Annotated in this window: 12 protein-coding genes; 7 read left to right on the top strand and 5 right to left on the bottom strand. The window is 50.8% G+C overall.

Annotation, left to right across the window (positions count from 1 at the left end):
* Positions 1-14: 14 nt before the first annotated feature.
* The 5 genes from JK198_RS10485 (at position 15) to JK198_RS10505 (ending at position 6,870) form a co-directional block, all read left to right on the top strand.
* Entirely contained in the window at positions 15-2,522 is a 2,508-nt protein-coding gene (locus tag JK198_RS10485) for a TcfC E-set like domain-containing protein (RefSeq protein WP_212710502.1), read from the top strand.
* Positions 2,509-4,173, top strand: coding sequence for a hypothetical protein (locus tag JK198_RS10490; RefSeq protein ID WP_212710503.1), 1,665 nt, complete (start codon positions 2,509-2,511; stop codon positions 4,171-4,173). Before JK198_RS10485 ends, JK198_RS10490 begins: the two co-directional genes overlap by 14 nt.
* Positions 4,142-4,840 (top strand): fimbria/pilus periplasmic chaperone, encoded by a 699-nt coding sequence (locus JK198_RS10495; protein WP_212708690.1) that lies wholly within the window; start codon positions 4,142-4,144, stop codon positions 4,838-4,840. Before JK198_RS10490 ends, JK198_RS10495 begins: the two co-directional genes overlap by 32 nt.
* A gap of 751 nt (positions 4,841-5,591) precedes the next feature.
* Complete coding sequence (locus JK198_RS10500; RefSeq protein ID WP_212708689.1) at positions 5,592-6,461, top strand: helix-turn-helix domain-containing protein; 870 nt, start codon at positions 5,592-5,594, stop codon at positions 6,459-6,461.
* Positions 6,462-6,552: 91 nt separating this feature from the next.
* Positions 6,553-6,870 carry a hypothetical protein gene (locus JK198_RS10505; RefSeq protein WP_212708688.1) on the top strand — a complete coding sequence of 106 codons (318 nt, stop codon included), beginning with the start codon at positions 6,553-6,555 and terminating at the stop codon, positions 6,868-6,870.
* Positions 6,871-6,944: 74 nt separating this feature from the next.
* Here JK198_RS10505 and JK198_RS10510 read toward each other — a convergent pair whose 3' ends face one another.
* Together JK198_RS10510 and JK198_RS10515 are read right to left on the bottom strand one after the other, a co-directional pair.
* Positions 6,945-8,054, bottom strand: coding sequence for an SDR family oxidoreductase (locus tag JK198_RS10510; protein ID WP_212708687.1), 1,110 nt, complete (start codon positions 8,052-8,054; stop codon positions 6,945-6,947).
* Positions 8,055-9,352: 1,298 nt separating this feature from the next.
* Complete coding sequence (locus tag JK198_RS10515; RefSeq protein ID WP_212710504.1) at positions 9,353-10,540, bottom strand: NAD(P)/FAD-dependent oxidoreductase; 1,188 nt, start codon at positions 10,538-10,540, stop codon at positions 9,353-9,355.
* A gap of 234 nt (positions 10,541-10,774) precedes the next feature.
* Here JK198_RS10515 and pitA point away from each other — a divergent pair, with 234 nt between their 5' ends.
* Positions 10,775-12,262, top strand: a complete 1,488-nt coding sequence (pitA, locus tag JK198_RS10520) for an inorganic phosphate transporter PitA (protein WP_212708685.1) — start codon at positions 10,775-10,777, stop codon at positions 12,260-12,262.
* Positions 12,263-12,332: 70 nt separating this feature from the next.
* On the opposite strand, the gene uspB is transcribed toward pitA, so the two are convergent.
* On the bottom strand, positions 12,333-12,668 hold the full coding sequence (uspB, locus tag JK198_RS10525; protein WP_212708704.1) for a universal stress protein UspB: 336 nt from the start codon (positions 12,666-12,668) through the stop codon (positions 12,333-12,335).
* 322 nt (positions 12,669-12,990) lie between these two features.
* On the opposite strand from uspB, the gene uspA reads away from it, so the two are divergent.
* Positions 12,991-13,422 (top strand): universal stress protein UspA, encoded by a 432-nt coding sequence (gene uspA / locus JK198_RS10530; protein ID WP_212708684.1) that lies wholly within the window; start codon positions 12,991-12,993, stop codon positions 13,420-13,422.
* A gap of 111 nt (positions 13,423-13,533) precedes the next feature.
* On the opposite strand, the gene rsmJ is transcribed toward uspA, so the two are convergent.
* Positions 13,534-14,292, bottom strand: a complete 759-nt coding sequence (rsmJ, locus tag JK198_RS10535; protein ID WP_343876748.1) for a 16S rRNA (guanine(1516)-N(2))-methyltransferase RsmJ — start codon at positions 14,290-14,292, stop codon at positions 13,534-13,536.
* Positions 14,293-14,299: 7 nt separating this feature from the next.
* Positions 14,300-16,342 (bottom strand): oligopeptidase A, encoded by a 2,043-nt coding sequence (prlC, locus tag JK198_RS10540; RefSeq protein WP_212710505.1) that lies wholly within the window; start codon positions 16,340-16,342, stop codon positions 14,300-14,302.
* Positions 16,343-16,642: the final 300 nt, after the last annotated feature.

The raw sequence follows: 16,642 nt of genomic DNA on the forward strand, positions 1-16,642 counted from the left end.
CCGGTAAAACAGAGATGCCCCGACTGCTGGCAGCACTGCGGTTTCCGGTATGGTTACGGTTACTGTACCCGGCCGGGCTGATACTGGTGCTACTGCCCGCACTCTGTATGGCAGATCAGGCCCTTCCACAGGTCGCAGGTATTCTTATTCCGCGAGCCTTTGCGCGGGCATTACAGGAAGGTATGAATATTCCGTTATCTCTTCATCTGCAGGGAGCCTCCGGCCGCGGGGATGACCAGAAGATAGGATTTGCTGCTGTCCGTTTACAGGGACAGCAGATAATTGTACGTTTTGTACAGCTTGAAGAACCGCAAGGCAATGCCGGCGCCAGCCAGTCCGTGCGCCAGCAACTGACCACCCTGAAAGATACCCCCTTTAACCCGCAGTTACAGCTCAGGCTCTCAGCAGATGCCAGCCTGAATCTCGATCTGCAGCAGTTGATTCTGCAACTGGTGGTCAGCCGTACCGCGCTGGGCACATTACTGCGCCAGAGAAGCGAGGATATCGGAGCTTCCGGCGTCAACCGACTCAGCAGCAGCCTGAAGTACAACCTGGGGATGTACCATAATCAGGTCAGACGCGGACAAAACAGCGGTTCCGGATATCTGTCATTTAATAATGCTACCGCCCTCGGTGAACATCATATGCTGCTCGAGGGGTCAGTGTATGGCATGGCAAACGGCAGCCGTAATACTTCCCTGTATAAAGCCCTGTATGAACGGGATTTCTCCGGCTACCGTTTTGCCGCGGGAATGCTCGACAGCTGGAACCTGCAGTCTATCGGCCCGGTGACCGCCCTGTCTGCCGGTAAAATCTATGGCCTGTCATGGGGTAACCAGGCCCGCTCCACCGTCTTTGATAATACCCAGTCGGTAACCCCGGTAATCGTTTTTCTGCCTGCGGCCGGGGAGGTCTATATTTCCCGCCAGGGCCGGTTGATTAGCGTACAAAACTTTTCCATGGGCAATCATGAGATTGATACCCGCCAGTTCCCCTACGAGTTGTACGATGTTGAAATTATCGTGCAGGTCAACGGAAAGCAGGTCAGCAAACATACCGAACGGGTAAATAAGTTATTCAGCCGTGATACTGTTCCGGGCCAGCCACTGGCCTGGCAACTGTGGGGCGGAGCGCTGCGGGCTGATCGCCGGCCGGTGAATACCCGGCGATCCTCCGCCGAAAAACAGCGCTGGCTGATCGGATCATCAGGATCAGGATCGCTGAATCTTTTAAGCTGGGCGGCCACCGGTTACAGCTACGATAATAACCTGATCGGCGAAAGCCGCGTTTCGCTGCCGGTCACCGGCAGCCTGGCAATTAATCATCAGCTGATGCTGGCCAATGATCAGTCCCGAAGTTCCCTGAGCAGCATGAGTGCCTCCCTGCCGGGAGGCTTCAGCTCAGTATGGCTAAACCATGAAATTACCCGTATTGGCTCTCGCCTGCAGCGGAGCGATGCCCATAACAGCGCCATTGGCAGTAGCCTGAATATGAGTATGTTACCCCTTCCTGCCGGTACGCTCAGTGCCAGTTACAACAGTGACCGGCTGAATAACAGCCGTTATTACACCGCAGATTATTACCAGACCATTTTCAGCGGCACTCAGGGAACCCTGGGTGTCCGGCTGGGTCTGCAGCGTTACAATAACGGTGACAGCCCCGGTGCCAGTAATAAATATATTGCCATCGATTTTTCACTGCAGTTTGGCCAGCTGTTCAGCCTCGGCCTGACACACCAGCGGGGATATACCCTGGCAAATCTGGAAGCCCGCCAGCAATTTGACAGCGGTTTTTTCCGTTCCGTTGGCGCCAATATGGCCACCGTGATTTCCGGTGATCCGCGTGGCGATAACCGGCTGAGCGGCGGGGCTTATACCCGTTTTGACAGCCGCTATTCCGGCGGTACTCTGGCGGTTAACAGTAGTGCAGAAGGTAATATTAATTCCAGCCTGACAGCCTATGGCAGCCTTGGCTGGCAGGGACGCCATCTGGCAGCCAGCAGTAATAACGAGGATACTGCCGGTATCATTGTCCATACCGAACTGCAGGACAATTCACAACTCAGTGCCAGCATTAACGGCAGAGCCTATGACCTGCAGGACGGGGCAAATTATTTACCCCTGCCCGCCTATGGTCGTTACGATATCGAAATCCGTAATAATAGTCAGTCGGCCGATAGCTACAAAATTACCCGCAACCGCAAACAGAGCCTGACGTTATATCCTGGCAATGTCGCCGTTATTGAGCCACAAACAGAATTACGGATCACCGTGTTTGGCCGCCTGTACCGACAGGATGGGCAACCACTGGCCAACAGCCTGTTACGCAGCGGAACACAGCGCAGCTTTACCGATTCCCGCGGCGAATTTTCTATGGATATCGATAAAAAAAATCCCCTGATTCGCCTTGATACCGCCAGCCCTCCCTGCCAGTTCGTCCCTGACCTGCAGGGTGCCCGTGGTGCCGTATGGATTGGTGATATTACCTGCCGCAGTAAGGAGTCTGCCAATGAATCACCCTGATGATTATCTGAGACGGGTTGTGATAAACCGGATGCTGGCAACAGTTCTGCTGCTGTACAGCATAAACAGTTATCCGGTATTACAAAAAAATACCTGGCCGGATCAGCCGCCGATGAAGTTCGTGTTTGTCGAGAACAGTATCAACAATACCTATTTTGTGACCCCCGGCGGGGCGATTGATCCCCGGCTGACCGGCAGTAATCACTGGACCAGTAATAAATATACGGGGTCAGGGGTCATTAAACAGCAAAGCCTCGGTTATATGGATAATGGCCGTAATACCCTGCTGCGCGGCGGCCGCTATTTTGATATGTGGCTGGAAAATATCCCTTTTTTTCACCCGCTGACCGGCTTACGCTGCATTAACTGGTATAAAGGCTGTGACATCACCTCAGGGATGATCCCGCCACAGGCCACTGATGCTGCCGGATTTTATGGTGTCGTGGTTCCGCCCGGCGGCAGTAAGTGGATGCACGGTCTGCTGTCAGACAGTGTGTATCAGTATTTACAGCAAATGCCTATCGGCGGTCAGTTAACCCTGCAGGTAAATACCTGCGAAACGACCATCCCTTACAATGCTGCGGCAGGAGAACGCTGCACTGGCCAGGCCTCCGGTAGCTGGTATCAGACCAGAGTTACTCAGATAAAGGCCGCCCATATCCGTTTTATTCACTCAAGTGCGTTATCTGAAGTTTTCATCACCAGCGAGGGCGTCCCGGTGCCGGGCACCGGCCAGAGTGACTGTAAATTACAGTCGGTCGGCGGCGATGACGGTCTCAGTTGTAAGATGGCAACCTATCGCCTGCAGACCTCCGGGCTGTCAAATTCGTCAATCCATATTTTCCCTGCAGTTACTCAGCCGGCACTGGCCGCGGCCCTGAAAGCAAATGATCTGCGTTTCAGCCTTAATGGCCGTAGCTGGCAGGCCATCAGAGGGACGGCAAATTACTATACCTTTGATCAAATGAAGAGCGCTGATGCGATATATATCTTCTTCAGTAATCGTTTTTTTAAAAAACTGGTCAGCCTGGGACTGAGTGACAACGATTCACGTAAATTAATCAGTTTCTATCTGCTGAATACACGGACCCCGGAGTCCGGCTGGTATGAGTTTCCGGCGTTAACGACTTTGCAGATCAAGCCGGCTGATCTCAGTGTCAGTATTACCGCCGATGATTATTCAGCCAGGCCGGAAAAAACAGGACAGGCAGGGGCGGGCCAGCCAGCGCTGGAGTTTGGTTATATTATCACTGCCAGCGGCAAAACAGCCGCCGATAAAGTCACTGTCAAGGTGACCGGCCCGCAGGTGACCCTGGCAGGTAACAGCTATTGCCTGTTCAGTTCTGCCGACGGCACCCTGCAAGTGCCTTTCCCTGGCTGGCTGAGTATGACTTCGCGTAATGGCTCACCACTGCGTTTAGCCGCAGGCTGTGATGGTAAGTGGTATGACATTACCGATGCTCTGTGGCAGCAACGACCGTGGAATGACGGCTACGGTAATCAGGGCATGATCAATGTGACCCGGCTGATTTTTTCTCTGCAGATGGACGATCCCCGTTCGCTGCGCACCCTTAACCAGCAACACTGGTATGGCGATGTCAGTGCCTCCGGAGAAATTCATGTTAAAGCGACATGGAAAAACTTACCTTAAACGGCTGCTGATCCTGATAACAGGCTTCATCCTGTTACTGCCGGTCCGCGTCGCCGGCATAGAATCAGGAAATCTGACCCTGGCTCTCCCGGCTGAACGTAATTTTATTGCCCGACAGGTGCGGAATAATAACCGCAGTGCCCGTATCTATCAGGTAACGCTGTATCCTGTCCGCCGGCCGGCCGAGCATGAGCAGCGTTTGCCTGCGACTGACGGGCAATTGCTGTTTTCACCAAAAACCATGATCCTGCAGCCAGCAGAGAGTGATAATTTTAAGTTCTATTATCGCGGCCCTGCAGATACGAAAGAACGTTACTATCGTATTTCCATTGAAGAGATAGCAACCCGTGACCTGTCGGTTCCCTACCGCGGTGGCGGCCAGATCAGTATGCAACCGGCAGTGGTTCTTGACACATTGCTTATTGTCCGTCCGCGAAAAATACATTTCAGCTATCAGTGGCAGCCGGATAATGGCAGGCTCATCAATAATGGAAATACTTATTTTAAGCTTATTATCAGACCCCGCTGTCAGAGCAAAGAGCAACAGGAACTTGCCTGGTATCTGCTGCCCGGAGAACAACTGCAAAACAAGCAGCTGGCCGGGGCTGCCAGCAGTTATCTTATCTATGATCAGCGCTTTATTACCTTAAACCAGCGCTGTCACTGAAACAACCGGCAAAAGGCTGCAACTAATAATAGCCGGGCTTGCAGGTTTTTATTTATAAAATCGCCCGATAACAGTCACCCGAAATCATGTAATATAGATGGCTGTTGTCAGAAAAATTACGGGAAAAAAATGAACGGCACTGTCTTTAGCTTTATTTTCAGTACAATTTTCTTTGCAGTTTGCTGGGGTCTGATTATGTGGTTCCGCCAATGGAAAAAGGCCGGTGTCAGAGTACCGCGGGCAATCAGTCTGTCTCTTTTTTCGGGGGTGCTGTACGCAGTACTACAGTCGCTGGTACAAAATATGTTGTGAAGTATGGCCGGCTGAGTGGTCGCGGGGCAGAGGCCTCCGGCCCTGGCCGATAACAGTACCAGAGGGAAACAGCGGCCGTAATGTGGCAGGACGGTATAATGGCAGCAAAAAAGTGATTAATGATGCGAAAACTATTTATTTTTATCTCTGCTAACACGGTCCGCAGGAAGAATATTATTCGTTAACGCTTCCCGTATGGAGATTATTTTCTTGTCAGGAACGACTGAGTTTTGTAAGTTATCTGACAGAGTATCGTTATAGCCGCCTGGTGTTATTCCGTCTTTATCGGTTTTATTCTTAAAATAACTTTATGACTGACCAATAATCCGCAGATATTTATCTATCTGCACACAAATTTATATAAATTTCAATATTTTTATATTATGGCTATTAGTACAGATTACCGCTAATATTATTCTGGTAATTAAAGGAGCCACCGATGAATAGCTTTACACAGGATCTTGTCGACTGGATTGAGAAGCATCTGGAAGGCAAACTGACCATTGACGATGTTGCGGCAAAAGCCGGTTACAGTAAGTGGCATCTGCAACGTATGTTCAGAGAAGATACCGGATTTCAGCTGGCTTCTTATATCCGTTACCGGAAACTGCATAAAGCGGCGTTGATCCTGAAAATGACCGCCATGCCGGCGGTAGAAATCAGTGATTTACTGGGGTTCAGTTCACAGCAAACCTTTACCCGGGCTTTTACCCGCCATTTCGGTATTGCTCCGGGCAAATACCGCGCCACCCATGACTGGCATTTCCGCGGGATGGTTGGGAAAGCAACCCACGACCTGCTGCCAGTACCTGAGCCGGAAATAGTGACACAGGGGCCTGAATTTATCCACGGAACCGGCCTGAGCTATTACTGTGATCATAATGAACTTGAAGATATTGATTACCACTGCCGACAGCGGTTGCAAATTATTCAGCAGGTGCTGAGTATGCAAAAAGGGTTGCTGCACAGTTGTGTGGCCGAAGATTTCGAACCCGACCCGCGCAGCGGGAAAATCCGGTTCACCCTGACCTTTAAGCAGAGCCTGCAGGACCATGAGCTCAGGCAGGACCGGGCTGGCAGCTTTCTGCGTTTCCGTTTTTCCGGCACACAGCAGCAGTTTGTCGATATGCAGGCCAGTATCTATCAGAATGTGATGCCCTTCCGCCCGGAAGCACGCCGTGCCGGGCAGGATGTCTTTATCAGCCAGCAAAGCTGCCCGCCAGATCAGCCGTTACCGGACACTTTTTCCGGCTGCTATTACATCCCGGTTTCTGCTGTCATTCCTCCGGCAGGGGAAAATTACCGGTAATTCAGGGTAGCGCTGTCGCTGTCTGCCGGGCTAAGATGCCGGCCCTGAGTTGTTTCTGACCACAGAAAAAACAGATCATCCGGAGAATGCGGTGAAAAAGCTATCGACCATGATTTTCGGCTGCCTGACCCTCGGTGCAGCATTTTCGGCCGCGGCCCAATGGCCGCCGGAAACCGGCGCCAAAGTGCCGGGCAATGCCCTTGAGTATCCGACCCGTTTATCCGCAGTAAATGATTCACTGGAACATATGCTGAACCAGGGGGCTGCGGTCATTACTACCTCACCGGGTACTGACGGCCCGATGGTAACGATAAAGAAAGGTAAACATTATATTATCTGTGTACTGAAAGGGGCGGGGACAGGTGCTGATCAGAACGTGGCGACATCAAAATGCTATCAAATGAACTGATACTGTGCTGAGATTCACGAAGATTGGCAGGGACCGGCGCAATGCCCGGCCTGCCAGGTCACCATATTCAGCAATTATTTAAAATCAACTTCCATTAATTCAGCAATCGTTGACCCGCGGGTGGATAAATAGCACCGGTCCAGATAGTCAGTGAATTTTTTCGGCGGAGACATACCAAGATCAATAATTTTTGAATTATCAAATACCACATTCAGCTCAGAAAAATGCCCGTACAGATTCATCGCCCGCAATACAATTCGTTCATTGCAGGGACCAAATAGCGAAGCGAATGTTTTTCGGCTGGCTGAAAGTTCCTTATAGGTGGCTTTACGGTAACGCTCAGCGACAGCCTCTTCGCCTGATGCCCTTGCCATCGCCTGATCGATTTCGGCAAAACTGACACTGTTCGAAGACCCGGCCGAAATATGGAAAATAGAGTCATTCAGGTTGTCTGCCAGCAGTAACATCACCAGCGCTTCGGCACAGTAATCGACAGAAATAACATCAATACGATCGCTGAGGTTACACGGGAAACGTCCCAGCATCAGAGCCATACGGAATACCCAGAAAATACTGGAAGAAGGTGTACACCCATATTCAGAGTGGCCAACCACGATGGATGGCCGGGCAATGATCAGCGGTAAATCAGGCAGTGTCTCAGCCATCATTTTTTCAATGGTGGCTTTGCTCCACGTATATTCGACAATATGCTGGTCACGTTCAGTATCGAGTTTATTTTCCGTTACCACCATATTGGGTTCAGGGGCACAGGACATGGCCGTACCAACGTGTAAGAATCGTTTCAGCCCTGCGACCTCACTCATGCGTTTGGCAAACTGTAACGTCCCTTCGACATTGACCTTCCAGATATAAGGGTTTTTACCAAATGATGCCACCGCGGCACAGTTCATCACATGGGTCACCGTGTCCAGCCGCGGATCATCGGCAAACTCCTGCGGAGAGGCTAAGTCACCCGGTAAAATATTGGCCGTGGTCAGGGTATTCAGTACTGACTCTCCCAGAGAAAACCTGGCTAAGTTTTCTTTAATTCTGACCAGTCCCTGTTCCGCGGATGCTGCTCTGACCAGTAACAGTAGCTGGCTTTTCTCTTTCTGTTTTAAAAGGTCAGCGACAACAGCGCCCCCCAGGAAGCCGGTCGCACCGGTAACTAAAATATGATTCATAATATTTAATTATTTATACACTCTGTAACATTTTAAGATCACCTGACAGACAGCACCCTCAGGCAGGAATAGTGGCAACGATATCGTCGGAAAATTGAAAAGCCGGGGTATTCTGGTGCCCCTTATATTAAATATTCTTTAAATAACAAAGAATAATAATTTCAGATTGCTTCTGGTAAAGGAATGACCGATAACACTCTCCTGCGCGGATTTTCAGATAACACAATGACGTTTAATGGTGCTTTTTCCGCAGCCCCTTTCCGTTCAATAATACTTTTCCTCAGCATTATTATTCAGTCAGTGATAATCGCTATTTTAACTTTTCATTTAACTAAGAACCCGAAAAAAAATCAATGCATTTATTATTTGTTTATATTTCTGTAAAAACAGAGATTCATAAGTTCATTAAAAAGTATAGCCTGAATCACTCGCGGTTTAACAAATGTTTATATTTTTCAGTCGAAACTGATATTTTAATTTAAAATAAATAAGTCTGTTATTGATTAATTTATTATTAAAGCCGCATTAAAACACTTTCAGATTATGAAAGTAAATATAACACTATGTTTTAAATGGTTAATTTTTAAATTTTTTCCTAAAAAAATCACAACTAAACAGCAAAAATAGTAAATTATTTAACAGATAATAAGGCAATAACAGACACTTGACACTCAGACAGTCTCAGAAAGGCTGACAGATGATGTTATGACTGAAAAACCGCTTACATCCGTCAGCCGATAAATAACGCAGGTTTCTGACAGTCACTGTTCAGAAAAATGATAAGGGTTTCTTATTGTTTATAATCCAGCGAATAAAAGCAGATGCAGAGATTTACAGGCTGTGCGATTCCGTATAATACCTTTAACAACCGGCTTTAGCTGCTGGTCATCCGCAGCACGGTGACTCAGCGCCTTGCGTATCTGTCGAAACAATCCGGCAGATATTTTCTGTCTGTGTCGGGTCAGCAGCCCCGGGGGGATAAGAGACGCTGATTATAAAAAACAGCTTAATATCAATATATTATATATTATCTTCCCGGTAATAACAGAGTCTGCAGCGTATCCGTTTCAGAACCAGTGTTTTCCTGTACTGACCGGCAGTGAAACCGGAATAATCACCGGTAATATCGTCAGCCAGTCAGAAATTTATCAGGACAGGTAGTCACCTCTGCAACGCTGAAACTTCCGCGCTGCGGATTTGGGGTTTATCTGCCTTGTGGTGTCCGGCAGCCAGTCCGCAGAGTACAGCCGGCTTCCCTGCGGGGATAATCTACGGCCACAGGCAGAGGACAGAGAAAATTACAACGCGTCTGCACAGGCAGCAGCCGAACTCCAGGCCCATTGAAAATTATAGCCGCCCAGCCAGCCGGTAACATCCACAACTTCACCAATAAAATACAACCCCGGCACATCACGGGCTTCCATGGTGCGTGAAGAAAGCTGGTCAGTATCAACCCCACCCAGTGTGACTTCAGCGGTACGGTAACCTTCAGTGCCGTTTGGTTGTATTGTCCAGCAGGTCAGCTGTTGTACCAGCAGCTGTTGCTGCTTCTGATTCAGTTGCTTCAGGGTAATATCCGGTACTGTCTGCAGCTGTTGCAGTATCTCCGTCAGACGTTTTGGTAAAATTTTTGCCAGGCAGTTTTTCAGGCTGAGATTGGGGTGCGCTGTCCGCTGCGTGTCCAGAAATTCCGGCAGACTGATATCCGGCAATAAATTGATGGTCAGGGATTCACCGGGTTGCCAGTAACTGGAAATCTGCAACATAGAGGGGCCGGACAGTCCGCGATGAGTAAACAGCATCGCCTCTTTAAATAATTGTCCCTGTGCTGCACTCACCGTGACCGGCAGAGCGACCCCGGACAACGTCCGGAGTTGCTCCAGTAAAGGTTTATGCAACGTAAAAGGGACCAGTGCAGCACGGGTCGGAAATACCCGCAGCCCGAACTGCGCGGCCACTTTATAACCATACGGGGTCGCGCCCAGCCCGGGCATAGACAGTCCGCCAGAAGCGATAACAAGTTTGCGAGCACTTACTTCAGATCCGTTCACCTGCAGCAGGTAGTCACCCGTTTCCGTACGTGCAGTACTCAGAATGTCGCTGCGCAGCCGCAGAGTGACATTACCTGCCTGACATTCCGTCAGCAGTAAGTCGACAATCTGCTGTGCTGAGTCATCACAAAACAGCTGGCCGAGGGTTTTTTCATGCCAGGCAATACCATGACGCCCCACCAGCTCAATAAAATCCCACTGTGTGTAGCGAGCAAGTGCTGACTTACAAAAGTGCGGATTATGTGAAAGGTAGGCGGCAGGTTCAGTGTACAGATTGGTAAAGTTACAGCGCCCGCCGCCGGACATCAGGATTTTACGGCCCGCTTTTTTGCCGTTATCCAGCACCAGCACTTTCAGGCCGCGCTGTCCGGCCTGAGCCGCGCAAAACAGCCCGGCAGCCCCTGCGCCCACAACGATTACGTCAAACTTTTCCATACTTCCCCCGCCGAAAAACGGCTGATTGTAGAGATATGCGTGACCCGACTCCAGAATGAAAATTTCTCAGCCGGCGGGATACAACATAACTTGATAATTTTTAAGTGATTTTAAAACAAAATATTCCGCCACCGGCCACTGCCATGTAAAAAAAAGGAGATTTCTCTTTCCTGAATGGACCTCTGTCGCTGATAATGCGCGGGGTTCATGTCCTCAAAAAATGGCGTAACGTTTATGCTTCATCTTTTTGCTGGTATCGATTTAAGTACTGGCCTACTACTGATAGTTGCTCTGCTGTTTGTTTTGTTTTACGAAGCAATCAACGGATTCCATGATACCGCTAATGCAGTGGCGACGGTAATTTATACCCGTGCCATGCGTGCGCAGCTGGCTGTTGCAATGGCGGGGATCTTTAACTTTCTGGGAGTTCTGTTGGGAGGACTGAGCGTAGCCTATGCTATCGTTCATATGCTGCCGACGGATCTGCTGCTGAATGTCGGTTCAGCCCATGGCTTAGCTATGGTCTTTTCCATGTTGCTGGCAGCAATTATCTGGAACCTCGGCACCTGGTATTTTGGTCTGCCGGCCTCCAGTTCCCATACATTGATCGGCGCAATTATCGGCATTGCGCTGACAAATGCACTGGTCACCGACAGTTCACTGATTGATGCACTGAATATCCCGAAAGTCATTAATATCTTTATGTCGCTGATACTGTCACCGATCGTCGGGATGGTACTGGCAGGGGTATTGATTTTTCTGCTGCGGAAATACTGGAGCGGGACGCGTAAGCGCTCACGGATCCATATGACGCCAGCCGAACGTGAAAAGATTGATGGCAAGAAAAAGCCGCCTTTCTGGACACGGATTGCATTAATTGTCTCAGCAGTGGGTGTCAGTTACTCACACGGTGCGAATGACGGACAGAAAGGCATTGGTCTGATTATGCTGGTCCTGATTGGCGTGGCACCGGCCGGATTTGTCGTCAACATGAATGCATCCGGATACGATATTACCCGTACCCGTGACGCGGTTGATCATCTGCAACAGTATTACCAGCAGAACAGTCAGTCACTGCAGTCGATTATTGCGCCGTCGGTAACGCCGGTTGTGATCAGCACGCCGGTGGAAGAGTTCCATTGCAGTAATGAACGGGCACTGGAAGCTGTTGCCCATGCCCGTGCAATGCTGACAAACCTCAGCAGTTATGACCAGCTGACGGTCGAAAACCGTGCCCAGATGCGACGTTTGCTGCTGTGTATTTCGGATACCGCGGATAAAGTGGCCAAACTGCCGCAAACCAGCAGTCAGGATCGCCGTTTCCTTGATGATTTACGCCATGACCTGCTCGGAACCATCGAGTATGCACCGGTCTGGATTATCGTTGCGGTTGCGCTGGCCTTGTCACTGGGCACCATGGTTGGCTGGCGTCGCGTCGCTACCACTATTGGTGAAAAAATCGGCAAGAAAGGCATGACATACGCACAGGGGATGGCGGCGCAGGTGACGGCGGCTACCTCTATCGGTATTGCCAGTTATACGGGTATGCCTGTATCGACCACCCATATACTGTCATCATCCGTTGCCGGGACGATGCTGGTCGATGGTGGCGGCCTGCAAAGCAAAACCATCAAGAATATTGTGATGGCATGGGTCCTGACTCTGCCGGTCTCTATTCTGTTATCGGCGGGCCTTTACTGGATTGCGCTGCATATTATTTAATCAGCCACGTAAAGTTATCGCGACTAAAAGCTGCCTCTGCCGGGGCAGCTTTTTTTTCCCCTGGCCGCCGCTAATGCCAGATAATCAGCCCTGCCAGGCTGATCACTATAAGGGCACACAGGCTACTGGTCAGAATAAACTGCCGGCGCAGCCGTTCACAACGCCGGATAAATTCCTCATCATGGTGATCCAGGTAACGTTTTTCATAGATATAGCGTACCAGTCGCATCTGCTTCGAGGGCTGGCCATGTGCGGTAAAAAAACCGCCACCGTCCACAAACTGATACAGTAACGGATCACAGCCACGCATCACCACCAGCAAGGTACGTAATGAAGAAACATACCTCAGCATATTAATGACACAGACAATACAGAGCCCGATAAAAAGTGCCGTTGTGTTTATCATCATTCCCCTCTGCCTGTCCCCTTGTCACACCGCTATATCATACAGCTGGCCACAGCCGTGATGACTATTGATTAGTACAGATAATATTTTTCCGTCCGGTAAGTGAATATTCATTATAACCCGGGAGGAAAAAAGCACGCTGCTTTGACCCGTTTCATCGCTGGCGTACTGCCAGACAGGCGATAATCATTCTATACTCACTTCTGCCGCCCTATGGTAGGATAAATTCACAGCACACAGTAGAAAATCGCCATAGTGGTCAGCAACCTGTCGTTGATATGCCTTTGCTGATCCCTACCTTTTTCGTATTAAGGAGTCTGTCATGTCTTATAAACATATTCTGGTCGCCGTTGATCTTTCCCCGGAAAGTCAGCTGCTGGTTGAAAAAGCGGTCTCACTCGCCAGCCCTTACAATGCTAAAGTGTCATTAATTCATGTCGACGTTAATTACTCTGATCTTTATACCGGTCTGATTGACGTTAATCTGGGAGATATGCAGAAACGTATTTCCGAAGAGACTCAGTCAGCACTGACTCACCTGTCAACCAGCGCCGGTTATCCCATCAGTCAGACCCTGAGTGGCAGCGGCGATTTGGCACAGGTACTGATTGATGCGATCCATAAATATCATGCTGACCTGGTGATCTGTGGTCACCATCAGGATTTCTGGAGCAAACTGATGTCCTCGGCCCGCCAGTTAATCAATACCGTACATATCGATATGCTGATTGTGCCGATGAAAGACGAAGAATAACCGGTAACAGTCACAGGCCCTGATAAGGGTGTTCTCTGTCAGACGACAGTGACCGGAGAGTAAGTAATTACTCACTCTCCGGTCAGCAAATTGCCGGCTGGCCGGAAACCGTTACTCTGCCGGGGCCAGTGACGGATAGATATCAAACCGATGACTTTTGGTAACTACCGCCGAAGAGGTTGCAACCCCGTCGAGAGGTTCAGCATAGTCAGGGCGCTTCACTACAATACGTTTTTTGGCCAGTAACCGGGCCGGAGACAGTAACCCGTCAGCGTCTTCATCTGCCCCGACCAGAGACTGAAACACCCGCATTTCTTTCTTTACCATGGCACTTTTCTGCCGGTGCGGATACATCGGGTCCAGATAGACCACATCCGGACGCGGGGTGATGTCGGCCAGGGCCTGATGACTGGTGGCATGGATCAGGGTCAGCCGCTGCCGCAGCCAGGGACCGATTTCCGCATCACGGTAACCGCGTTGTAAACCATCGTCCAGCAACGCCGCCACAACCGGATGACGTTCCAGCATTCTGACACGGCAGCCGGCAGACGCCAGTACAAAAGCATCACGTCCCAGTCCTGCAGTCGCGTCCACCACCTCCGGCAGATAGTTGCCTTTAATCCCGACGGCTTTGGCTACCGCCTCACCACGTCCGCCGCCAAATTTACGCCGGTGGGCCATGGCGCCGGATACAAAGTCGACATAAATGCCGCCCAGCTTTGGCTCATCACGTTTACGTAATTCCAGGTGTGACGCCGTCATCACCAGCGCCATCGGCGCCTGCTGATCATGGGTCAGTTGCCAGCGTTCAGCTAAAACAGATAAGGCGCCGTCTCCGGCGCCCGTTTCATCAATCAGACAAATATTCACCCGCGGGTTATCCCTTAATCCCGTAGTGTTCCAGCATCGCATCCAGCTGTGGTTCACGGCCACGGAAACGACTGAACAGCACCATCGGTTCTTCGGAACCGCCACGGCTCAGAATGTTGTCGAGGAAAGACTGTCCGGTCTCACGGTTAAAAATACCTTCCTCTTCAAACCGCGAGTAGGCATCAGCAGCCAGCACATCCGCCCACAGATAGCTGTAGTAACCCGCGGCGTAGCCCCCGGCAAAGATATGGCTGAAGGCATGCGGGAAACGCCCCCATGAGGGTGACGGTACTACCGCAACCTGTTTTTTCACTTCCTGCAAGGTTTCCAGCAGACGGGCCCCTTTGGCCGGGTCATATTCCGCATGTAACCGGAAATCAAACAGCCCGAACTCCAGCTGACGCAGGATAAACATGGCTGCATTATAGTTTTTCGCCGCCAGCATTTTCTCCAGCAGCGCTTCCGGCAGCGGTTCACCGGTTTCATAATGGCCGGAAATAAATGCCAGCGCTTCCGGTTCCCAGCACCAGTTTTCCATAAACTGGCTTGGCAGCTCTACGGCATCCCAGGGAACCCCGTTAATACCGGAAACCCCGGCGGTGTCGATTTCGGTCAGCATATGATGCAGGCCGTGACCAAATTCATGGAATAAAGTGATCACTTCATCATGGGTAAACAGTGCCGGTTTACCCTTCAGCGGACGGTTAAAGTTGCAGGTCAGGTAAGCGACCGGTTTCTGTAAGGAGCCATCGGCTTTACGCATCCGGCCAGCACAGTCATCCATCCACGCCCCGCCCCGTTTATGCTCCCGGGCATACAGATCCAGATAGAAGCTGCCCCGCAGTTCACCGCGTTCATCGTACAGTTCAAAGAAGCGGACATCCGGATGCCAGACATCCACATCCTTACGTTCTCTGGCGGTAATACCGTAAATACGTTTTACCACTTCAAACAGACCACTGACGGCCCGGTCTTCAGGGAAATAAGGGCGCAGTTGTTCGTCGCTGATGGTGTACAGGTACTGTTTCTGTTTCTCAGCATAGAAGGTGATATCCCAGGCTTCCGGGTTATCCACGTTATAGTGCTGTCGGGCAAATTCACGTAACCGGGCCAGCTCTTTTTCACCCTGCGGACGGGCACGTGTCGCCAGGTCTGACAGGAAATCCAGCACATGACGGGGAGAGGTTGCCATTTTCGTTGCCAGTGATTTTTCGGCAAAAGAGCCAAAGCCGAGTAACTGAGCCAGCTCATGGCGCAGGGCCAGTTCTTCTTCGATCAGCGGGCCATTATCCCATTGACCGGCATTCGGTCCCTGGTCAGAAGCGCGGGTGCTGTAGGCACGATACATTTCTTCGCGCAGGGCCCGGTTTTCGCAGTAGGTCATTACCGGCAGATAACTCGGAATGTCCAGAGTCAGTAACCAGCCCTGCTGCTCTCTGGCTTCGGCCTGCGCTTTTGCCGCCGCCAGTGCACTTTCCGGCATCCCGGCCAGTTCGGCTTCATCGGTGATCAGCTTACTCCAGCCCATGGTCGCATCCAGCACATTGTTACTGTAAGCCGCACCAATTTCTGACAAGCGGGAAGCGATTTCGCCATAGCGTTGCTGCTTCTCTTCCGGCAGACCGATACCGGATAATTCGAAATCACGCAGTGCATTATCGACAGTTTTTTTCTGCGCAGTACTCAGGGTTTCATAACTGTCGCCTTCCTTCAGGCTGACATACGCCTGATACAGCCCTTTATGCTGCCCTGCCCAGGTGCCATATTCCGATAATAAGGGCAGAACCTGCTCATAGGCCTGACGGAGTTCAGGGCTGTTTTTCACTGAGTTCAGGTGACTGACCGGCGAGAACAGGCGGCTCAGCCGATCATCGCTCTCTGCCAGCGGCTGACATAATGTTTCCCAGCGATAAGGGCCGCCCTGTGCCACGACTTTTTCGACCGTGGCACGGCATTGCTGTAAAGCTTCAGTAAGGGCCGGCACCACATGTTCAGGCTTAATCAACGAAAACGGGGGCAGTGTGAACGGAGTCAGTAACGGGTTAGTCATAACACAATCCTGTTGATGTTAGGGGGCGCTCAGCATGCGCGATAGGATCAGGATGGGGGCGGACCGACAGAAAATCAATGTCCTGCCGCCAGGCAGATCACGGAATTTTATCTGCAGACGCCCTGAGCGCCCGGCCGGCCAGCGGTGACCGCCGGATAAATAACCGCCCTGACTACTGTGCGTCAGCCAATACTGCTATACTCGCCGCCCGGCCGCATAACGCTGCCGGACAGGCTGAAATTTGTCTCTACCGTGAGGGTGTGACGATAGCCGGGTTTACATCTCACAGAACAAAAAATC

Origin of the sequence: Tatumella sp. JGM91 (assembly GCF_018257575.1) — a bacterium.
Classification (GTDB): domain Bacteria; phylum Pseudomonadota; class Gammaproteobacteria; order Enterobacterales; family Enterobacteriaceae; genus Tatumella; species Tatumella punctata.